Genomic DNA, 20,960 nt, shown 5'->3' with positions numbered 1-20,960 from the left:
TTCTAGATCTCCTCCTCTCGGATCAACTTCGCCGCTTTGGCAAGAGCAATCACTCTTTCTGCTCGCTCGACGATTGGTTTATCCACCATCTTGCCATTCACAGAAATCACGCCTGAACCTTTTGCTTCTGCTTCTTGGATGCCCCAGATCACTTCTTTCGCTGCTTGGATCTCTTTTTCTGTTGGTTCATAAAGAGCATGGACTAATGGAATCTGACGTGGGTTGATCACTGATTTCCCATCAAAGCCTAGTTGTTTGATCAGACGGACTTCTGCTTGAAATCCCTTAACATTTTCAACATCTGAATAGACAGTATCGATTGCTGCAATACCAGCAGCTCGGGCGGAATGAAGGATCATATTTCGAGCAAAAGACAATTCTTGTCCATCGGGATATCGTTGGGTTTTCATATTGGTCACATAATCTTCGGCACCTAACGCGATGCCAACTAACCGTTTGGAAGCTTTAGCGATTTCTCTTGCATTCAATACCCCTTCTGCAGATTCGATCGCTGCCATCATTTTTGTGGTTCCCACTGGGATTTGATAGGTTTCTTCCACTAAAGTGATGACCTGATCGACCTCGATGATGTCTTGTGCGGTTTCTGTTTTTGGCAAGCGAATGACATCGATCCCTGCTAATACCATTGCTTCTATGTCTTGGTCACCCCCAGCCGTCAATGCGTTGATTCGAACGACCGTTTCTACTTTGCTATAGTCAAATGTTTTTAATGCCAAATGAACAAGTAAACGTGCCGAATCTTTTTCTTTTAAAGATATGGCATCTTCCAAATCAAACATGAGTGAATCTGCACCGTATAATGGTGCATCTCTCAGCATCGCTGCATTTGCACCAGGTACAAACATCATCGTTCTCCTTAAACGTTCCATGAATTGATCTCCTTCCAATCATAGCGATTTTGCTTTCCAGCTCGATGGACTGCTGTAATTGTCCTTGCCTGGATCGTGCAATCAAGCGCACCTTTATCGACAGCTGTTACTTTGGCTGCTTCAATGCCCAACTGTTGTAGGGTGTCCATAATGACTTTTCTGATTTGGTGACCAAATTGTTTTTCGACATTGCTTGTCAAGGAAAGTTCAATCCCTTTTTCTATCTTTGGATCGATCGTGATCATGATATCACTGGATTCAATTGTTCCAGCCACTGCACTTTGATAAATTTTCACTTCCTGTCACCTCTATTACGTTTATGATTTTTGATATAGTGATAAGTCGAAGCAGGCAAATACGCTTGTAATGTCTGCACGTCATCTTCTTGTAAGGCTTTTCGGACTTTTGTTGCACTGATTGCTTCGTTTTTGATACATTTTCGCGGTAGGACAATCAAAGAAAGCGATTCTCCAAATACCTTTTTCAACGTTTCATTATAGATTTCAGTTACCTTAGAGTACGGTTCTTCACCGACAAATCGACTTTCAATTGCAAGTATCGGTGCAATTTTTTCTTTAAAAAGGTGCGCATCCAAAGTACCTTGCGCTTTTGCCGCTTCTTCTGTAGCATGTTCCTTTAAAAAATAGGCAGGAAATGTGGCGGAAGAAATCAGATAATCTTCTGTCGGCAAAATCGTGACATTTTTTACATGCGCGACCCCTTGCTTGACCATCTCTAAACGATCGGAAAAGGAAAATTCTGAACGATCTTCTGAAAGGATAAAAAGATAGACTTGGTCTGCTTGTTTGGCTGCACATTCTACCAAATACTGATGTCCTTTTGTAAAAGGATTGGCATTCATCACAATGCCACAGCCTGTGCCTTTTTTCTTTTTTGCCTTCAACATGGCAAGATATTCTTGAAAGTCAGGTGTACCTTGTTCCATAAACAATATGGTTTCAGTGGCAATGATCTCTTTAAATCCCATGGCATGAAAAATCGGGTGATTACTAGGACTTGTGTAGACAAAGAAATGCCTTTTGTTTTCTTCAGATAAATGATCAATTAATTGCTGAATGATCTTCGTCAATAAATTTTCTGATTGGAAATCTTTCGCAACAGCTAAATATTTTAAAATATTTCGCTCATAAGAACCGGTTGCAATCAGCCACTCTTCTTGATAGATCCCAACGGTATAGTCAACTTTTTCATTCAGTGTGAGACCGGATTTTTCGATCAACTCCATCCATTGTCGATAGACTTGAGCATCCTTTTCCACCCATAATCTTTTGATTGTATACATGTACCAGACCTTCTTTTTATTTTCTTACTGGAAACAAGCGACTGAGTAGCATTGATGCGAGATAAATGATCAAGATAACAACGAACACGCCACCCCATCCTAAAACTAGTAGTTCAAGAGATTTGATTAAATCTGCTGACATCGTTTATTCTCCTTTCTTATACTAATAAGGCGAGCAATAAGCCACCGGCAATCACTGAAGCAATCTGACCAGATACATTGGCTCCAGCTGCGTGCATCAAAATAAAGTTCTGTGGGTCTTCTTCTGTTGCCATTTTCTGAATGACGCGACTAGACATTGGAAAAGCAGAGATTCCTGCTGCTCCGATCATTGGATTGATTTTCTTTTTTCGGAATAAATTTAATAATTTAGCAAATAATACTCCACCGATCGAGTCCATAATGAACGCAACCAGTCCTAGACCGATAACCATCAACGTATCGATCTGTAAAAATTCTTCATACTGCATTTTGACCGAAATGGCGATCCCTAATAATATGCTGATGAGATTGACTAACTCATTCTGAGCAGTGATCGACAAACGATCTAATACCCCACATTCTCGTAACAAGTTCCCAAACATCAAGAAGCCAACAAGTGGCAAAGAAACAGGGGCAATCAAACCAGCGACGACTGAAATAACTAACGGAAAAAGGATTTTTGCTGTTTGCGACACTTCCCCTGCACGATAATTCATTCGAATACGTCGCTCTTTTTTAGTCGTCACAGCTTTGATCGCAACTGGCTGAATGATTGGCACGAGCGCCATATACGAATAGGCAGCAACCATGATGGCACCCATATATTTCGAATTCAACGTGTTCGCGACAAAAATGGAAGTTGGTCCATCTGCTGCCCCGATGATGCCAATAGAAGCTGCATCATTCAAGTCAAAACCTAATAGGATCGCTACGATGATCGTAAAGAAAATACCAAATTGTGCGGCGGCTCCAAAGAGTAATAAAAATGGATTTTGTAACAATGGGCCGAAATCGATCATTGCGCCAATACCAATAAATAATAAGAGCGGAAATAGCTCCGTCGTAATCCCCATATCAAACAAAATTTGGAATGCGCCGGCCTCACCACCGGCACTCAGCACCCCTGAATTAGGGAAATTGACTAAAATCGTCCCTAACCCCATCGGTACGAGTAACGTTGGTTCATATTCTTTTTTTATCCCAAGGTACATGAGGACTCCGCCAATCACCATCATCACGATCCGTCCCGGCTCTTGTCCCATGCCGATAACTCCTTCAATAAGTGTTTCCACACCTCTCACTTCCTTTTTACTTAATATTGAATATTAAGAATCGCCAAAACGACTCTGTTTTCAAAGCGAACATTTAACTGATCGTGATGAGCGGATCACCAGGATTCACCATTTCTCCTTGACTGATATGGATACCAGTCACTTGACCAGCTCTTCCAGCAACGATTTCATTTTCCATTTTCATCGCTTCTAAAATCATCAAAGGCTGATTGATTTCCACTACCTCCCCAACTGTAACTAACAGACGAGAAATCGTGCCTGGCATCGGCGAAGTCATCGCATCCGCTCCCGCTTCGACTGAGGATTTCGTTTCTGGTACAGTTGTTGAAACGTCTGCTGGTGCGACCACTTCAACTGGTGCAGATCGTTCTGGTGTTGGAACTGGATTTGCTTGCGAGGTTCCACCGATTTCTTCCATTTCCACTAAATATTCTTTTCCGTCAATTGAGATTTTGAATTTCCGTAACATTTTTTCTCCTCCAAAGCATTTATTTTTTAGCTATTTTTCGTATAATAAACTGACTATTTGGATTGGTTCCCGCTGCTACACCTGTAGCAATCAGTGAAACCAAAATTGCTTCCGGATTTCTCTGTTTGATTTTTTTGATGATGAATCGACTCTCCGGATCATATTCTGCTGCTAAACTTGCAGCTATCACACTGACAAGCTGAACATCAGCTGGCGCAGCATCAATATATGCAGGAACCGATTTCAATTTATCCTTCTTTTCTTTGTTCCCTTCTACTACTGAGGGGGTGGGCTCCACTGCTGGTTGTTGCTTATTTGTTCGTTTGGTAAACAGCCACATCTTTCTTGCTCCTTTCTTCTTTTCTGTCCTTATTTTTATTATAGGATGATTCAATCAATTATGTTTTCCAAACTGATAGAAGATTGTTTTTTTGTTGTTTCTTTTTCTTGAATCAGGCAAAAAAAACAATACAAACACTGATATAAAAGCTTTTCCCAACGAATTAATGTTCTGTTAAGGTACTATTAAGCCTTCGATAAGATTAGGTAGACCAAATTGTTTTTTTTATGTTCTTTTTTCTCCCTTCATCTATCTTCCCATTAAAATATTGCTTATCCTAAAGTCGTCAAGGAGGCGTCAATTTTAGAAAAACACAACTCTTTCTGTCCTTAGAATGGTTTTCTACCCACCTAATTTTGATACCGCTTACAAACAATACAATCAGAAAAGGAGAAGCGTATGTTATTAACCGTTTTATCTTATGCAATGATTATTATCTTCATGTATGTCATCATGAAAAAGAAAATGTCCCCGTTTACTTCCCTTGTGGTTATTCCACTTTTATTTACCTTAGTTGCAATGATTTCTGGTGCTTCAAAGAAAGGAAATATTGGCGATTTTGTATTAGAAGGCATCAAAACAACTTCAAATACAGGAATCATGCTATTATTTGCCATTTTATATTTTTCAATCATGTTAGACGCTGGTCTATTTGATCCAATCACTAAAAAAATGATTTATTTTGCCAAAGGCGATCCAATGAAAGTTTTAATGGCAACTGCGATCGTTGCCGCAACCGTTTCGCTGAATGGCGATGGGACAACGACTACGTTGATTTGCTGTTCTGCTTTTATTCCTATCTATAAAAAATTAAACATGAAAATGATGAACTTAGGGGTATTGATCATTCTTCAAAATACCATCATGAACCTATTACCTTGGGGTGGACCGACCGCTCGAGCGATGGCAGTATTGGAAGTCGATGCGGATATCTTGTCTTACTTAGCTCCTGGAATGATCTTGTCTTTGCTTTATGTCATCTTTTTCGTTGCACGCCGGATGGGAAAACAAGAACGTGACCGTTTAGGTATTACCCAATTATCAAATGAGGAAATTGAAGAAATCACTAAAATCACTGATCCTGAAACGGCAAAAATACGCTGTCCTAAAAATTTTGTATTCAACGGTGTACTAACGATCGTGTTGATTGCTTGGTTAGTTGCTAGCTCGTTTATCTCTTCGATTGCCTTGCCACCTCTTTTATTATTTTTAGTAGGAACATGTATTGCCTTAATGGTCAACTACCCTAATCTAAAAGATCAATCCGCACGTATTGGTGCAAATGGCGGCGATGCGGTGCAAGTCGTGATTTTAGTTTTTGCAGCGGGAGTTTTCATGGGGCTTTTCCAAGGTTCCGGTATGGCTGAAGCACTCGCGAATAGCTTTACTTATCTTATTCCAAAACAACTAGCAGGATTCTGGGGCTTAGTTATCGCCTTGATTTCAGCGCCAGGTACTTTCTTTATTTCAAATGACGGTTTTTATTTCGGTGTATTACCCGTTTTAGCAGAAGCCGGTCATGCCTATGGCTTTACAAATATGCAAATGGCTCTCGCCTCTTTGATGGGTCAAGCCTTCCATTTGCTCAGCCCTTTAGTCGCTTTTATCTATCTTTTGTTACGTTTGACCGGATTGGATATGGGGAAATGGCAACGAGAAGCTGGAAAATATGCCTTGGGTATTTTTACTATTTTTGTCGTCACAATTATTCTTTTTGGACATATGCCATTTTACATCCCACAATAAAAACCAATCGTACCAACAAGAGTGACTAACTAAACGAACGGCTCCTTCATTATTGGAATACTAATTTTCACGTTCTGCCAAAGTGAAGGAGCCGTTTTAACTGCTATTGACATATTTTTTGGTTCGTTCTCTTGAGGGTTGGAAAGCATGATAAACTTAGAACAGAAACTGAATGTCTAAGTAGAAATGGGGAGAAAAAAATGAAACAAGTGGTTGAAGCATTACGAAAAAATTTGGATCTAACTCAAAATAAAACATTGAATGCACTTATTTATGAAGCGTTTCGTAAAACGATCATTCTTGGTGATATTCCTGCAAATACACGAATCAATGAAAAAGTCTTAGCGGAAGAATTGAATATCAGTCGCACACCCATTCGCTTAGCAATGAAGCAATTAGTCAATGAAAAATTAGTTGAACACGTGCCTAAGATCGGCATCGTCGTCAAAGGTATTCGCATAAAAGATGCTTACGAAATCTATGATATCCGTAAATCTTTAGATACACTTGCCACGATCAAAGCAATGAATCAGATGACAAAAGAAGATTTCATTGAGCTGAAAGAACTATTATTACGAGGCGAAAGCTATAATCAAGCAGATCAAACAGAAAAAGTCTTGCAAAATTTTTCAGACTTCAATACGTTTATTTACGAGAAAAGCCAAATGCTCCGTTTAAAATCTATTGTCTTAGAGTTACAAGCTTACCTCGTTTATTTTCGCGATATCGCCATTCGTTCATCCAGACGGAGAGATAAAGCTCTTGAAGAACATTGGCTGATCTATCGCGGAATGCAAACAAAAAACGCAGAACAAATCACCTTGATCACCCACGAGCATTTAGATCGTTCATTACAATTTATTTTAGCTGAAATGGAGCGTAGAAAAATTGACTAATCATACACTGATAGGTACGATCGCACAGGCTGCACAGCACGCTTTGTTTTACGAAGTAGCATTAAGTCCAAAACCAGGACTAGTCGATCCTATTTCAAATGGCGCGCATAATGATATGGATTTTCAAACCTTTCAAATAAGTATCGAAACGTTAACACCTTTTTTCCAAGAATATATCGAAGCAGGTTTTACTCATAAAGGGAATACGAAATCATTATTTAAAAAACTAAGAAGCATGGGGTATCAAGCAGAACAAGCAATGCTTGTCGCAACGAATGATATCAATACACATAAAGGAGCGAATTTTTCGTTTGCAGTCATCTTGGGCGCGATCGGTTGGCACATGCAACAGTGTTTTATCCAAAGACTTCCATTAAACGCCAAACAGACGGAGCAAATACTAGATTTTACAGGAGAACTGACACATGATTTGATCAAAGAGGATTTTCACGACTTAGCGCGGAAAACACACCGTACACATGGGGAAGAGCTTTTTTTGACACATGGTATTTCAGGTATTCGTGGCGAGGCTGCTCAGTGTTATCCCAGCCTTACTTCCATTCTTCTCCCTTACTTACGTTCAGCAAACTATCATGCGCCCGATGAAGTCTTTCTACGTGCCTTGGTTTTATTGATGAGCGAAATCGAAGACGGGAATATACTTCACCGAGGCGGTATTCAGGAGTGGCAAAAAGTACAACAAGAAACAAAAAAAATTCATCAAGCAAAGCTCCCATGGAAGCAGCTACTTGATGAATTAACAATCTATGATCAACGATTGACCAAACGCAATTTAAGCCCTGGTGGTGCAGCAGATTTACTTTCATTAGGTATTTTTTTCGCTCAATTAGAAGGATTACTTTCTTTACCAGAGGGTAAGAAAATATAACCAAGTCCTCTAACCGTTCTGAGGTACTGGACATTTTTTGGATCATCTTCGATTTTGTTTCGTAAGTGATTGATAAAAACCATAATGGTATTGGCATCCAGCTCACTGTCATTCCAAACACTTTGATAAATTTGTTCCTTTGAAAAAACCTGTTCGGGATTTTCTATAAAGAATTGCATCAGCTTGATTTTTTTTGAAGACAACTCAATCGATCTGCCTTTTTTATATAAACGATAGAGCGCTTTGTCAAAGCAAAAATCACCTATGATGATTTTATTTTTTTTACAGTTGGTGGTTTGTTCTTTAAGTACCTTGTGTCTGTCCAAAATAGCGAGAACTTGCGCCTTTAGCAGTGTCGGATTGAATGGTTTAGTGATGTAATAATCTGCTCCCATCTCCAATCCAGTGATAATTTCAATCTCATTTTGTTGTTCGGTAAAAAAAACGATGGGAGAAAGACTGTCTTGCTCTCGGATGAGTTGCACAATATGGTAGCCATCTGTTTGATGAGCCAAGCGAATATCTAAGAGATAGAGATCAAAAGTCACTCTAGACATGATATCCAGTGTTTTTTCAACGGAATCACTTTGATAGATCAAAACCCCAGCTGGTTGTAAGGCCTTCCAAATCATTCTTCTAAATGTTAGATCTTCATCAATCGCCAATATCTTTTCACTTCTCATTTTCTTTCCTCCTGCCCAGAACATCCATAGGTTAAAACTGTAATTTACTTATTCAATTAAAAAAAGCAATTGATCATAATATCACAATTTATTCTTCAGCGCTATTATACGCACAGAAACGATGATTTCTCGTCTCAAAAAAAAGAAAATACAATAAAAAAACATTTTTATTTACTCCATATAGACGTCGCTTCATATAATAATTTGTTTTTACTATTTTTTATGATAGTTAAACCTAGTGAAAATTTTTATAGAATTTTTTTTTACAGCTTTATAGTATGACTAACTATAAATATCTATTATTAAGAAAAGTACAATTTGTCCTCAGAAAAAACTTTGAAAGAAAAATCCTTTAAAAAAGAAAGATACTTATAATTGTGGATAGAGTATGCAATGGAATATTTTGCTCATTTTTTTAATATGTTTTAATTATGTACACAAGATAATTCTAATACAGATTTGAATGTTACTGCTGAAGTCACTTTAATCAAGAGTTTTAAAAAACATAGCATATTATAAGAAAGAACGGTAAAAATGTCCTGAAATACTCATACAAAAAACTTTTAAAAATTAAATTATATCTCTTAATAGTTCTGAAAAATCGTAATCAAGCCTAACCTTACTCGTTACTCTCGTATATAGATTGGGATTAGCTAATTTAAAATTATAAAATAGCGCCTTAAGTTCTCTTATGAAGTTGTTCCTAATTGTATTTCTCTTTGATAACATAATGGCTATAGTAACGAATAAAGAAGAGATATCATTTTTTAATATACCCTTTGTATATAAGCTTCTAATTTCTTTTCTTTCAAGTGCGTATAACTCTAAAAGATGGATTTTGATATTGTGTCTAGAGCGATGATTAATGATTCTATTACTGTGTGCAGCACGATTCCTGTATTCTTTTATGATTGTAGTTAGATTTACAAAGAATTCCAGATTTTCTTCTATATCAGTTATGTGGTAAAACGGGTACTGGCTGAAATCATACATCATAGTTTTAACGGTTTGCTCTTTTATTTGTCTATCAGATAGCTTATACCAATACATAAGAGTATCCATAGATAAACAACCCGCCAATACCCATGGTGGTACATAGCCATACATATTGGAATAATGCTTTATCTGTAAATCTCTTTCCCTATCAATAGTTCGATTTAATTTTTCTAATAAAATCTCAATTTCGTATTTTTGTTCTTTTTTTACAAAACTACCTTTTCTATATTTTTTTCGATCAAGATAATCATGGTTTTTATGTCCATAATGTTTGCCAATATGGTATGAAAATATAGCTTTAATAGAATCTTCAATTCTCAATAAGTATTTAAAAATCAATGCTGAAAGTTCTTTATCAAAATCATATGTATCTCTTAAATCTACAAATAGTACGTATTGATAATCATCTTCCCCATTTTTATCTATAATACTGAAAAAATCTTTATATCCGTTAACTAGTGAATAATATGAATTATTTTGCAATGCATATATTGCCTCTTTCCTTTCTTCATCATTCCTAAAACTAAGTTTCCGAGACTCAAGTTTTTTTATTTGTTCTTCCAAAGATAAAAAAATTTTTTCTCCCATATTATTATCCCTTCAAAATGATAGAAAAATAGCCCCAATCCATAAAAAATATGAAATGGGACTATTTTCCTAGGCATCGCGCCCTTCGTTAAATAAAATATATCATAGCAATTTGATCAAATCAATAGATAGATAGATTTTTTCATACTAATGTTTTAGCACAAGAATTTTTTCTATTTAGTTGGAATAGTCAATACTTAATACTTAAAATAAAAATCCTGATGTTCTTCATTATCGAAACCAGCAAAACATATAAGAACGTCCAATCTCGCTTAGGTCATTGGGATATCCAAACGACTATGAATATCTATACTCATGTTTCTCCAGAAAAGCGTGATGAGACGGCAGTTAACTTTGCCAACTATCTAGCAATGAACTGAACGTATTCAAAAACGTATTCAAAACAAAAAAAATGTAGCAAAAACACTGTACAATCGTTGGTACAACAGTGTTTTTGCTACTTATATGATTTCTCCGAATGGAGACGGCGGGAGTCGAACCCGCGTCCAAACACATCGCCACTTAAAAATCTACGTTCATAGTCAACTCATTTAGAGGTTCGCTTTACAGCTTGCCGAGTGACAGGCATTCTGTATCGCTAGTCTGATGTTCTCTTTTTCAACTTACAGACGGAAAGTTGAAACGTATCCCACTAAAGTTAGGACCCTTACTCGAGCACATGGGCGATGCCGAGAGGATCTACGCTAACTGTTTTTAGGCAGCTAAAGCGTAAGAGTTGTTTTCGTTTTTAGCAGTTATATTTAACTGTAACGTTTTAGCGTAGACGTAACCTACGAAACGCAATTCAAGCTCGAACTGTGCCTGTCGAATCCGTAACGTCCCCTTAATAAAATGGGTTACGGTATTTTCAAGATACTTACATAATATACCACATATGTAGTTTTTTTTCAATATGGTTGATTGCTTTTCAAGTAGATGCTTCACTTCTTGAGGGAAACAAGAAAGGTCTAAGGGATAAATAGACATTAGACTTTTCTTGCTCCCTCTTAAAGTGAACGTTCATTCTACTTTAGCTGCTTCGATCGCAAAAGAACGTTTCAGCGAATTGTTTTAAGCAAGTGTTTTCGCGACATTCAATTCTGTTTCTTTTTCTGCATATTCAGGCATGTTTTTGAACAATTGTTGCAACAATGGACTTTGGTTATGTCCTTCGATTGCTTGTTCATCCCGCCAATTTTCAACCATCACAAAGACATTTACTTGTTCCGTTGACTCATACAATTGATAACTCAAGCAGCCGTCTTCTTTTCTAGTCGCTTCGATCAATTGTGTCGCTTCTTCTAAAAATTCAGCGCGCTTTGCTTCTTTGATAGTGAATTTTGCATTGATGATGATCATTCGTCCGTCTCCTTTTTCTTTCTATTTGAAAGAAGTGATTTTTTCTGAAGCTAAACGAACAGATTCGTAGCCTTGATCGACCGCTTTACCAACTGACAAGATCATTACAGGTACGTAACGTTCTTTGTCCAAATCGAAAGCTTCTGCTAATTGGTCTGCTTCAAATCCGCCGATTGGATTTGTATCATACCCATGGCTACGTGCAGTTAACATAAATTGCATAGCTGCTAAGCTTGAATCGATTTTCACTACGTCATTCATTTGTTCACGTGTGAAATTTTTGTAATAAGGAATGATCGCTGCTAGTTGTTCGTCACGAACTTCTGCTGGCATTTTACCTTCTTCTACAGCTTGATCATAAATTTCTTCTCCGTATTCGTAGCAATTCATATCACCAAAAATCAAGACCATGGCAGATGAAGTATCATTTTGTTTTGTGTTGAAACGGATCAATGGTTTCAATTTTGCTTTTGCTTCTTCGCTTTCAACTACTACAAAGCGCCAAGGTTGTAGATTCACAGAAGATGGTGCTGTTGTTGCTTCTTGGATCATTTCCAACATTTCTTCATGAGGGATTTTCACATTTTCGTCGTACACACGGATTGATTTTCTGCCAAAGACGATATCAGAAAAATCATTGTTTGCTAGAGTTTTATTCATTACTTAACCGCTTCTTTCTTCATTTTGATTTTTAGTATAATTTATCTAGTAATTTAGTCAGTTGATCGATTTCTTCATCTGATAGCGAAACACACAGGGAGTCATCTGATTCTTGATGATTTTTTTCACACTCGGTCAATTCATTCACTGCTTTATCGGACAAAGAAACGAATACTTCACGATTATTGTTCTCATTTCTTTTTCTGATCACATATCCTTTTTGTTCTAATATCTTTAGATGACGTGAAATAGCTGCCAAATCGATTTTTAAATCGCTCTGTAACTTATTTTGCAAACATTCCCCATTTTCTTGTAAGAACATCAAGATCTCGTACCTCGTTAAACTAAATCCAGTTTCCTTTTCAAATAAAGCTGTTCCTTCTTGACTGATGATTTTTATCTGATAAAGCAATTGACTTAACTTTCTCAGCTCCATACTGTTGCCTCCTACTATCGTTGACTAATCAATTATTGACTTGTCAACAATATAAATCATTTACTTCCTTTTGTAAAGTAAAAAGAAAAAGAAGCAAGTTAAAAGTTATTTTCCCTTTTAACTTGCCCCTTCTTCAACTGTCTGTATTCGAGTATTCTATTTCTTGACGATTATGTATGAATGCTCAATTGCTTCTATTATGTATGCAAATTAAAGGAAGTCTGATAATTAACAATAGCTTATTCAAATCAGACTTCCTGATAGGCGATAGTCGTATTCATCACTTTAAGATACCATTGCTTGTGTGTAAAGCTTGGTTGGTGACTGAAAGACTTGTTCAACGGGACTCAACTCAAAGATATCTGTATATTTTGCGACAACTTTCCCACATTTCTCTAGAATATCTAAGTGATCTGTACGATCATATTCCTCTACACTCATAATCACACAGTTTTCTAATTTTCCAATTACTTCTCCGACTACTTTATTTTTGATGCCGATTGGATGGCATACATATTTTTGTCCTAAAACGATTGTTTCGCTTGTCATAACTCATTCTCCTCTTGTTCTTTAATATTTCATAAAATGATAATAACATTAAAATTAGATTATGAAAACAAAAATATTAAATAAATTTAAAAAAAGTTGAAAAAAAGTGATCAAACACCTTTTTTCAACTCTTTTTCACTTTATTTCATAACATTTACAGGAAAATCACCTAACAATAACTCAACATATCGTTCCAAAAATTCTTGATCTAAAGCATCGTAGCCCTCGGTCACACCACAATCGATATCAAGTACTCCGATCAATTGGCCTTCTTTGATCATTGGCACTACGATTTCAGATTGTGCGGCTGAATCACATGAAATATAATTTTCATGGGTTTTCACATTCGCAACGATCAATGTTTTTTGCTTTTCTGCTGCTTCGCCACACACACCTTTTCCCATTTTGATACGGGTACATGATACTCTACCTTGGAAAGGACCTAAAATCAATTCTTGTCCATCATATAAATAATAGCCGGCAAAGACTGTTTGAGGTAATGTTTCATTCAATAATGCAGAGGAATTAGCTAAATTGGCTAACCAGTTATCTTCTGCTTCTAAAAGTCCTTTTTGTTGGAGTAGCAAAATTTCATAAGCATCTCTTTTTTCTTTTTCTGTCCATAACATCCAAACTCACTCCTTCTATGCCCAAAATTATAGCCTAGTTCAAGGAGCAATGCCATGATTTGTTTTTCATTCTTAATGACTAGATCATTCTGCTTGCTCGATTTCAGCAGCTAGATCTGCATAGTCGATTTCATTTTGGATAAAAGTCGGATCATTTGTCGGAAAATGTTGCATCAAAGATTCCATTTGACTGATTTCTACTGTTCCTTGCGACACATCAAAATCAAGGATATGCCCTCCAAATGTTTTCTCATCGTCAATAAAATGCAAATGGAAGCCTGCAGCAGCCACCCCTTGAAATAATTCCGGTGTATAAAACCCAACAATTGTCCCTTGAATATCTGATCGATGGAACTCTGGCTGGGATTCTGAGATCTTCGCTAAGCGTCGGTATGGTTTCTCTTGTTTCGGCATGATCCGGATATGCATATCTTTAAATAAACCGCTGATCTTGACAGCTAAAAAGAGATTTTCCCCTGCTTCGTCCTTCAGGATTTGTTCTTTTAATGCTTCGCTAGATAGCTGTTTGACTGCAAATGAACGATCCACTGAAAATGCAGTGATTGCTGCATAAGGAGTGGACTCTTCTCCGGACAAATGGATCAATGCGCCATCTGATCTACCTTGATAGGCTTCACCGTCTAAAAATATCACTTCGCCGTCTAACCCATGCAATGTTCCAAGACCTAGTGTACCGTACTTTAAGACCTCAGCGATGGAAGTTGTACCGTCCATCAGTCCCGCCATTAGCGCACCTAATGTACCATGTTGATATAATACTTTCTCTGTCATCTGAACATCCCCTTAGTAAAATTGGTCTGGTAAGATCGTTTCACCTAATTTTTCATTATCCCGATAGTCAATCGGGATATCGATGATGACTGGTCCTTCTGTAGCAAATCCTTCTTCTAAGGCAGATGCCAATTCTTCTGCATTGCTTACTCGCAGACCTTTAGCCCCAAAAGCTTCGGCATATTGAACAAAATCAACTGGTCCAAAATCAACCCCTGATGCTCGATCATATTTCATGATTTCTTGAAACTCGACCATATTATAACGACCATCATTCCAAATCAAATGAATGATCTTCAATTTTTTACGCACAGCTGTTTCTAAGTCTTGGGCAGAAAATAAGAAGCCACCGTCTCCTGACACAGAGATTACTTGCGTATTTGGACGAACCAGTGCAGCAGAGATTGCCCAAGGAAGTGCGACTCCTAATGTTTGCATGCCATTACTGAATAGCAAATGACGGGCTTCATAACTTCTAAAGTGGCGGGCCATCCAAATGTAATGACTACCTACATCAACCGTCACAGTCATATCGTCCGTTACTTTCGATTGCAGTGTATTGATTACTTCTAACGGATGTAAGATCCCGTCTTCACTACTGGTTTCACAAATATCTCGTGCCTTCAATTTTTCTTGCAACGTATTTAAATATTCTTGCGCATCTGCCGATACTTGTGTTTCTTCTAATGACTCTGTCAGTAAATCTAATGTTGCAGAAATGTCCCCGATTAGTTCACGTTCTGGTTGCATGTAACTGTCGATTTCAGCTGGTGTTTCATCAATGACGATGATTCTAGCATCTTTTTCAGCATTCCAGTTTCTCGCTTCATATTCGATTGGATCATAACCAATCGCAATTACTAAATCACTCCGTTTTAACAGCATATCTCCAGGTTGATTGCGGAATAGACCTACTCGACCAAAAAAGTGGTCTTCTAATTGACGAGAAATCACACCGGCTGCTTGGAAAGTTTCTACCACAGGCAATCCTGTTTTTTCAACAAGTTGACGAATGGCTGCTGTTTCATCTTTACTTGATCCACGCATTCCAACTAACAATACGGGTAACTTCGCTTCACGAATCCGTTCAACCAAGTAGTCGATATCTCCTGAAGAAGCTGAGCCTAATTTAGGATCTTGTAATGGTTTGATAACATCACTTTTGACGGGTGCATCCACCACATCTTGAGGGATACTGATAAAACTAGCGCCTTTTTTCGAACTCTTTGCCATTCGGTAGGCATTAGCGATAATTTCTGAAATTGTTTCAGGATCTTGGATTTCTGCACTATATTTTGTGATTGGTTCAAACAACGCGGCATTGTTCATGCTTTGATGTGTTAATTTTAATAAATCACTTCGTTTTACTTGCCCTGCGATTGCCAACACAGGATCACCTTCTGCTGTCGCTGTGACTAGTCCGGTTGCTAGATTACTCGCACCTGGCCCACTTGTCGCAATCACCACACCTGGTTCTCCAGTAATACGACCAATTGCTTGCGCCATAAAGGCGGCATTTTGCTCATGACGCGTCACGATCAACTCTGGACCATGATCTTCTAATTCATTGAATACTCCATCGATTTTCGCTCCTGGAATACCGAATACGTAATCAACTTGATGATTGATTAAACTTTCTACTACAGTTGTTGAACCTTGTTTTTCTTTAATCACTTCTTCTGATACAGTTTCTACGCCTTGTTTTTCTTTAATCATTTCTTCTGATACAGTTTCTAAACCTTGTTTTTCCTTAACCAACATGAGACATCTTCCTTTTCAACGCTATTTACATGGTCATTACATAATAAATAGAAATAATATTAATACAGATATTCACACCTGTTTCATTTATTAGTCTAGCACTTAATGAGTCATTTGTGTAGTAAGAAGCAAAAAAAAGAGCATACATTTTTGTCACATGGACAAAATGTATGCTTTTTTATTGATTTTAATATTTTTTTCCTAGAATGATCAGGTCATTTTCTTGATCGCCCATGTTGGCAATTTTTGGCAAATGTCCCCAAATGGCATATCCATTTTTGAGAAATAACTTTTTACTCGCCTGATTTACATCAAAAACAAATGCCAGCACTGTCTGGATTTTTAAACGATGCAGTTGAGTTTCCACAAAGGCAAGTGCGGCCTTGCCTAAATGATGACCACGTGTCACCGGGTCTAGATAAATACTGATTTCAGCTGTTTGTTGATACGCAGGCCGACCATAAAAATCACTAAGGCTGATCCAACCGACGATATGATCGTCGTGATACATCACCCAAAGCGGTCTGGTGTCAGGATGATGCGCTTCAAACCAAGGGATTCTCGAGTCAACCGTTATCGGTTCTAGGTCCGCCGTTGCTTGCTTCGATGCGATAGACTGATTATAAATGTCAACAATTCGCGGTAGATCCTTGATCGTTGCATAGGTATACTTGATATCGATTGGTTTCGCCCCCTTTATTTTTGAATAGTATAACACGTTTTTTATCATCGTTATACAGTAAAAAAAAGGAGTTGTATTGAAACCAATGATATTACTACTATTAGTATTTATTCTTCATTCTTTTTGATTGTTGGATGATTTTGAGCGCACGTTTTCGTGTTTTGATATTCGGGCTTTTCAATCTTCTGTATGCACTTGAAAGATCTTGCTTCTCCATTTTATCCCACCTTTTCTCGAATGTTCATTCCATACTATTTCACTTCTGTAAAAAGCATTTTCTTTCTTAACTTAGGTGAATATTTTTTCAGCGCTAATCGTTCAGGGGTATTTCTTTTGTTTTTACTCGTCAAATAGATCCGTTCACCGGTTTCCTTGCATTCTAATGTAATGTTTTGTCGCATCTTTTTTTCCTTCTTTCACTTATTTTTATGATTCAATCGCGGACTTATTTCGGCTTTTACTCAAATTTTCTATCCATCGCAAACAGTAATGATTACGATTTATAAAAATAATATACGCTACTCATTTACTTGTGTCAATAAAAAAACGAATGAAAATTCACTCAAATGAATGCGCACTCATTTCACGCTATGAAAAAATAACAAAAAAACTGCTGTTTAATGAGGCAACTGCATACTCCATTGACCGACAGTTTTTTGTCTTTACTATTAATTAGTACATGTTTCTAGCAATTCAAATAAATCTGTTAATACAAACTCTGCTTGTGGCTCATCTGCCCAAATACCGACCATACTCCCCTTCACCGGTAATTCAGTACCGCTAACTACAGTGGATGTTGAGATTGTCGCTTGTGCGGTTTTTGCTGTATCAAAGGAGTAATGTCCTTGTTCACTTGTTTTTCGACCGATGACCCAATACCAGTGATCGTTCGTATTCACTAGTTGATGCCCTTGATCAAGTAAAAATTCGGCAGAACTGACGTGATAGTTGTCCCACCCTGCTGTCCAATAGGCAATCATTAAGTCTTGATCGAATCGACCAAATTGTTCTTTTTCCTCATAGTAAATGCCGTCGTTAAATACGATCGGAATCATCCCATAGGTTTTAACCAGTTGAGCCAATTGATTGGTATATGTGACAAAATCTCGATACTTCCCAGACTGCTGGAGTCCTCGCCACCCGCCATCAGTTAAATCATTGGCAAATTCATCGCAACCTATATTGAAGGAACTAGCTATCGTTGAGAAGTAGCTCACATATTTTTCAAGCAGTGCTTTCGTGAAAGCGACCGCTTCTTGATTGTCCAGATCAAGTGTGCGAATGGACGTTTGATAGCAGGGATGTTGAATACCTAATTGTTGCATTCCTGTTAAAATCGCATCCATATGTCCAGGCGTATTGATCAGCGGGATCACTTCCATGTTTTCTGCCTTAGCCACACTAGCTAACTCTGTCATTTCTGTTTCCGTCAAATAAGTACCATTAGGATCATCATAATACTGTTTTGTTCCTGCAATCAATGCTTCTTTGACTGATTGACTGGCATAAGTTATTCCTTTGACAATCAGCGTCATGTCATCCAGTAAAAAGCGTAAACCATTATTTCCCAATGCAAAAGAAATTGCCGTATATTGACATTGACTTGCTTTTTTTATGATCCGGATCAATTGTTCTTTTGAAAAATATTTACGTCCATTATCAATCAATAAAACCTTTTCCATCTTTACCTCCACAAAAGAAATCGTTTACATATTATACAATAAAGGAGGCCCAACGAAAATACTCTTTTTCATTTAAATAAAAAAATCCCCCTCCCAACCAGATTACTCGATTGTCAAGAAGGAGAGGGTTTGCTTATTCAACTGGAGCTACACAGAATGCCTTTTCTTTGGCTAAAAAGAACGGACGGAGATAACCGACAGTGTTTGATAATGGCAGTAATTCTTCACTTAAATGAATCTTCAAGACATCTGCTAAATATTGCTTACGTCCAACGATCCGCTCCCACATGTCTGGATATTGCTCCTTCAATTCATTTCTCAATCCTTCATCTGCAAGTGCCACACATTCTTCTGCACTTACTCCAGTATATCCTGATACAGAAGGAATAATATCTAATTGGAAGATCATACCACTCTTGATGATTTCTTGCGAACCAGAATAAATGGGTGAGGCTAACCATTCTTCATCCGCCGTCAAGTGTCCTGGATTCAAATGCCAGTGATAGGTCGCTTGTGGCAAGACTGTTTCAATCAACTGATACAGATCTGCCCCCTTCATTCCGATATGGATGGCTTCTAACCAACTAACGATAGCTGCATAATAAGGTTTAGCTACTCGATCAAGATAATCGGCTTGTTCTGCTGGCAGTTGAGCTTCTTCTTCGATCACAAATCCTGTACGACTGGATAAGCCACCTTTGAAGCCTGTCGTCAATGACAGCGGATCACCTAATCGGATCTTTTTGGCTGTCGGATAAAGATTCGCAAATTCAAAACGGCGTCCAGTTGCAGCAATCGTGATCACTGTATTCGCTTGTCCTTGTCCGTACAATAACTCTCCGATCTCGGATTCTTTCACACCAGGTTCAATGGCATCTAATGCACGTAGCATGCAAGACGAAGCAAGATTTGCCCCATATTCGTAGTGTGCGATTTCATTTGCATTGTTCGTGACACGCGCCCCTTCCTCACCAATCAATAGATGAGTGCCATTGACGATAGCCGTTTCCGCAGTGGTTGCTTGTTTTAGCGCATCTACGATAAAAAATGGTACATCGAACAATTGGCTATTGTCTTGTGTCGTAGACGTAAACAACTTCCAACCGACTAAACCGATTTTCTTTCTATCTGCTACCTCTAATGATGCAAAAATAGTTGACAGATTTTGTTCATGGTCCATTGGTTGATTCGGTAAAGAAAATGCTGGATAATGGATCAAATCAGCAGTGATCCGCGCATGTGCATTCATTTTTAGATTCTCATTCCCAAGGATCATCGTGAATTTGCCTGTTTGATCTAACACCAATAATCCTTCTTCAAATCGCGGGATAAAGCCTGTAAAATATTCAAAATTACCACCATGCTCTTTATCTGCATATATAACCAACAGTTCGATCGCTTCGGCTTTCATGCGTTCGATCGTTTTGTTGATTCGTTCGGTGATCGTGTCCTCTGTCAAAAAAACAGGGGGAACATCTGGAAAAATCGCTGGTTTTGGTATAGTTGTTAACTGGATGTTTTCTTTTTTCATTCATTCTTCCTCGCTTCTATGAGTTCTACGTGGTTCTCAGTCAGTGCTTTGGCTAATGCTTTTGGAGGCTTTTGATCCGTGATCAAATAGTCAATCGCTGATAAGTCGCAAACTTTATAAAAACCAGTTTTATCTAGTTTTGTATGATCCGCTAGTGCGATCACCCTGCGTCCTTGTTGGATCATCTGGCGTTTCACTAAGCCTTCTTCCTCCGTATGGATGAACAGACCCTCATTTGACAATGCAAAAACGCCAAGTAGCGTATAGTCTGCTTGATAATTTTTCAACTGCTCCACTGTTTCCGTTCCAAATAAAAACAACTGTTCTTTGTGTAATCTACCGGGCAATAATGAAATAGCTGTTTTCGGATAATTAGCTAATAATAAAGCGTGAGATAAAGAATTGGTGACCGCATGGATTTTTTTGTCCGGTAGTTCTCTGATCACTGCTTCCACCGTGGTCGAAGAATCAAAGATGATCGAGGAAGGATCTTCCATTATTTCAAGCGCCTGCTCAGCCATTTGTTTTTTCACATCATTTAGGATCGTTGACCGTTGTTCATAATCAAAGATCGTTGCTTCTTTTTGAATTGCTAAAGCACCGCCATGGGTCCGTTTGATTTGGCGCTGTTTTTCTAACTGGATCAAGTCGCGGCGAATCGTATCTTTCGACACATCTAAGCGATCTGCTAAATCTTCGATCGAAGCACTTTTTTCTTGATCAATCATTGTTTTGATACGCTGGATGCGTTCTTCCTTTAACATGATGCTCACTCCTTTTATCTAAGATACGCTATTTTGCATTT

At 37.9% G+C, this 20,960-nt stretch carries 25 protein-coding genes and 1 other RNA gene; 3 read left to right on the top strand and 23 right to left on the bottom strand.

The window, feature by feature from the left end; genetic code table 11:
• Nucleotides 1–2 precede the first annotated feature (2 nt).
• The 7 genes from citE to I2F89_RS04240 all read right to left on the bottom strand — a co-directional run bounded on the left by citE (nucleotide 3) and on the right by I2F89_RS04240 (nucleotide 4,276).
• Complete coding sequence (gene citE / locus I2F89_RS04265) at nucleotides 3–890, bottom strand: citrate (pro-3S)-lyase subunit beta (RefSeq protein WP_195513581.1); 888 nt, start codon at nucleotides 888–890, stop codon at nucleotides 3–5.
• Complete coding sequence (citD, locus tag I2F89_RS04260) at nucleotides 878–1,186, bottom strand: citrate lyase acyl carrier protein (protein WP_195513571.1); 309 nt, start codon at nucleotides 1,184–1,186, stop codon at nucleotides 878–880. Before citD ends, citE begins: the two co-directional genes overlap by 13 nt.
• A complete protein-coding gene (gene citC, locus I2F89_RS04255; RefSeq protein WP_195513556.1) occupies nucleotides 1,183–2,193 on the bottom strand; it encodes a [citrate (pro-3S)-lyase] ligase in 1,011 nt (336 codons plus the stop codon). Before citC ends, citD begins: the two co-directional genes overlap by 4 nt.
• A 16-nt stretch (nucleotides 2,194–2,209) precedes the next feature.
• Complete coding sequence (locus I2F89_RS15610; RefSeq protein WP_086334846.1) at nucleotides 2,210–2,335, bottom strand: OadG-related small transporter subunit; 126 nt, start codon at nucleotides 2,333–2,335, stop codon at nucleotides 2,210–2,212.
• A 16-nt stretch (nucleotides 2,336–2,351) separates the two neighbouring features.
• Nucleotides 2,352–3,467, bottom strand: coding sequence for a sodium ion-translocating decarboxylase subunit beta (locus I2F89_RS04250; RefSeq protein ID WP_195513555.1), 1,116 nt, complete (start codon nucleotides 3,465–3,467; stop codon nucleotides 2,352–2,354).
• Between the two features lie 73 nt (nucleotides 3,468–3,540).
• The gene (locus I2F89_RS04245) at nucleotides 3,541–3,936 is read right to left on the bottom strand and encodes an acetyl-CoA carboxylase biotin carboxyl carrier protein subunit (RefSeq protein ID WP_074800862.1); all 396 of its coding nucleotides are present in this window, start codon (nucleotides 3,934–3,936) and stop codon (nucleotides 3,541–3,543) included.
• Between the two features lie 19 nt (nucleotides 3,937–3,955).
• Nucleotides 3,956–4,276 (bottom strand): hypothetical protein, encoded by a 321-nt coding sequence (locus tag I2F89_RS04240; RefSeq protein WP_086334848.1) that lies wholly within the window; start codon nucleotides 4,274–4,276, stop codon nucleotides 3,956–3,958.
• A 399-nt stretch (nucleotides 4,277–4,675) separates the two neighbouring features.
• Here I2F89_RS04240 and I2F89_RS04235 point away from each other — a divergent pair, with 399 nt between their 5' ends.
• From I2F89_RS04235 to citG, 3 genes are all read left to right on the top strand, one after another.
• Nucleotides 4,676–6,022, top strand: a complete 1,347-nt coding sequence (locus I2F89_RS04235) for a CitMHS family transporter (RefSeq protein WP_071866828.1) — start codon at nucleotides 4,676–4,678, stop codon at nucleotides 6,020–6,022.
• Between the two features lie 200 nt (nucleotides 6,023–6,222).
• Entirely contained in the window at nucleotides 6,223–6,918 is a 696-nt protein-coding gene (locus I2F89_RS04230; RefSeq protein WP_019724391.1) for a GntR family transcriptional regulator, read from the top strand.
• Nucleotides 6,911–7,807, top strand: coding sequence for a triphosphoribosyl-dephospho-CoA synthase CitG (citG, locus tag I2F89_RS04225; protein WP_161641969.1), 897 nt, complete (start codon nucleotides 6,911–6,913; stop codon nucleotides 7,805–7,807). Before I2F89_RS04230 ends, citG begins: the two co-directional genes overlap by 8 nt.
• On the opposite strand, the gene I2F89_RS04220 is transcribed toward citG, so the two are convergent.
• The 16 genes from I2F89_RS04220 to I2F89_RS04140 all read right to left on the bottom strand — a co-directional run bounded on the left by I2F89_RS04220 (nucleotide 7,762) and on the right by I2F89_RS04140 (nucleotide 20,919).
• Nucleotides 7,762–8,490, bottom strand: a complete 729-nt coding sequence (locus tag I2F89_RS04220; RefSeq protein ID WP_066025248.1) for a response regulator transcription factor — start codon at nucleotides 8,488–8,490, stop codon at nucleotides 7,762–7,764. The genes citG and I2F89_RS04220 overlap by 46 nt on opposite strands.
• A 570-nt stretch (nucleotides 8,491–9,060) precedes the next feature.
• A complete protein-coding gene (locus I2F89_RS04215; protein ID WP_074800866.1) occupies nucleotides 9,061–10,074 on the bottom strand; it encodes an Abi family protein in 1,014 nt (337 codons plus the stop codon).
• 476 nt (nucleotides 10,075–10,550) lie between these two features.
• Nucleotides 10,551–10,918, bottom strand: a transfer-messenger RNA (tmRNA) gene (gene ssrA, locus I2F89_RS04205).
• Nucleotides 10,919–11,145: 227 nt separating this feature from the next.
• Complete coding sequence (locus I2F89_RS04200; RefSeq protein WP_023519920.1) at nucleotides 11,146–11,433, bottom strand: putative quinol monooxygenase; 288 nt, start codon at nucleotides 11,431–11,433, stop codon at nucleotides 11,146–11,148.
• Nucleotides 11,434–11,454: 21 nt separating this feature from the next.
• Complete coding sequence (locus tag I2F89_RS04195) at nucleotides 11,455–12,093, bottom strand: nitroreductase family protein (RefSeq protein ID WP_010735080.1); 639 nt, start codon at nucleotides 12,091–12,093, stop codon at nucleotides 11,455–11,457.
• A gap of 31 nt (nucleotides 12,094–12,124) precedes the next feature.
• Nucleotides 12,125–12,529 carry a MarR family winged helix-turn-helix transcriptional regulator gene (locus I2F89_RS04190; protein ID WP_019724433.1) on the bottom strand — a complete coding sequence of 135 codons (405 nt, stop codon included), beginning with the start codon at nucleotides 12,527–12,529 and terminating at the stop codon, nucleotides 12,125–12,127.
• A gap of 285 nt (nucleotides 12,530–12,814) precedes the next feature.
• Nucleotides 12,815–13,078 (bottom strand): hypothetical protein, encoded by a 264-nt coding sequence (locus I2F89_RS04185; RefSeq protein WP_066025247.1) that lies wholly within the window; start codon nucleotides 13,076–13,078, stop codon nucleotides 12,815–12,817.
• Between the two features lie 140 nt (nucleotides 13,079–13,218).
• Nucleotides 13,219–13,707 carry a GAF domain-containing protein gene (locus tag I2F89_RS04180; RefSeq protein ID WP_115357904.1) on the bottom strand — a complete coding sequence of 163 codons (489 nt, stop codon included), beginning with the start codon at nucleotides 13,705–13,707 and terminating at the stop codon, nucleotides 13,219–13,221.
• 84 nt (nucleotides 13,708–13,791) lie between these two features.
• Entirely contained in the window at nucleotides 13,792–14,499 is a 708-nt protein-coding gene (gene budA, locus I2F89_RS04175; protein ID WP_195513552.1) for an acetolactate decarboxylase, read from the bottom strand.
• Between the two features lie 12 nt (nucleotides 14,500–14,511).
• Nucleotides 14,512–16,215, bottom strand: a complete 1,704-nt coding sequence (gene alsS, locus I2F89_RS04170; protein ID WP_071866872.1) for an acetolactate synthase AlsS — start codon at nucleotides 16,213–16,215, stop codon at nucleotides 14,512–14,514.
• Nucleotides 16,216–16,447: 232 nt separating this feature from the next.
• A complete protein-coding gene (locus tag I2F89_RS04165; RefSeq protein ID WP_071866873.1) occupies nucleotides 16,448–16,990 on the bottom strand; it encodes a GNAT family N-acetyltransferase in 543 nt (180 codons plus the stop codon).
• 52 nt (nucleotides 16,991–17,042) lie between these two features.
• On the bottom strand, nucleotides 17,043–17,159 hold the full coding sequence (locus I2F89_RS04160) for a putative metal homeostasis protein (RefSeq protein WP_086334907.1): 117 nt from the start codon (nucleotides 17,157–17,159) through the stop codon (nucleotides 17,043–17,045).
• A gap of 34 nt (nucleotides 17,160–17,193) precedes the next feature.
• Nucleotides 17,194–17,343 (bottom strand): 50S ribosomal protein L33, encoded by a 150-nt coding sequence (gene rpmG / locus I2F89_RS04155; protein ID WP_071866836.1) that lies wholly within the window; start codon nucleotides 17,341–17,343, stop codon nucleotides 17,194–17,196.
• A gap of 267 nt (nucleotides 17,344–17,610) precedes the next feature.
• The gene (locus I2F89_RS04150) at nucleotides 17,611–18,624 is read right to left on the bottom strand and encodes a family 20 glycosylhydrolase (RefSeq protein WP_195513549.1); all 1,014 of its coding nucleotides are present in this window, start codon (nucleotides 18,622–18,624) and stop codon (nucleotides 17,611–17,613) included.
• 133 nt (nucleotides 18,625–18,757) lie between these two features.
• Nucleotides 18,758–20,155 carry a M24 family metallopeptidase gene (locus I2F89_RS04145; protein WP_074800878.1) on the bottom strand — a complete coding sequence of 466 codons (1,398 nt, stop codon included), beginning with the start codon at nucleotides 20,153–20,155 and terminating at the stop codon, nucleotides 18,758–18,760.
• The gene (locus I2F89_RS04140; RefSeq protein ID WP_074800881.1) at nucleotides 20,152–20,919 is read right to left on the bottom strand and encodes a DeoR/GlpR family DNA-binding transcription regulator; all 768 of its coding nucleotides are present in this window, start codon (nucleotides 20,917–20,919) and stop codon (nucleotides 20,152–20,154) included. Before I2F89_RS04140 ends, I2F89_RS04145 begins: the two co-directional genes overlap by 4 nt.
• Nucleotides 20,920–20,960: the final 41 nt, after the last annotated feature.

The organism is Enterococcus sp. 1001283B150225_161107_E12, assembly GCF_015556925.1.
Taxonomy (GTDB): domain Bacteria; phylum Bacillota; class Bacilli; order Lactobacillales; family Enterococcaceae; genus Enterococcus_B; species Enterococcus_B mundtii.
Note: the sequence above shows the minus strand (reverse complement) of the source record. Positions and strands in the feature narration are given on the sequence as shown.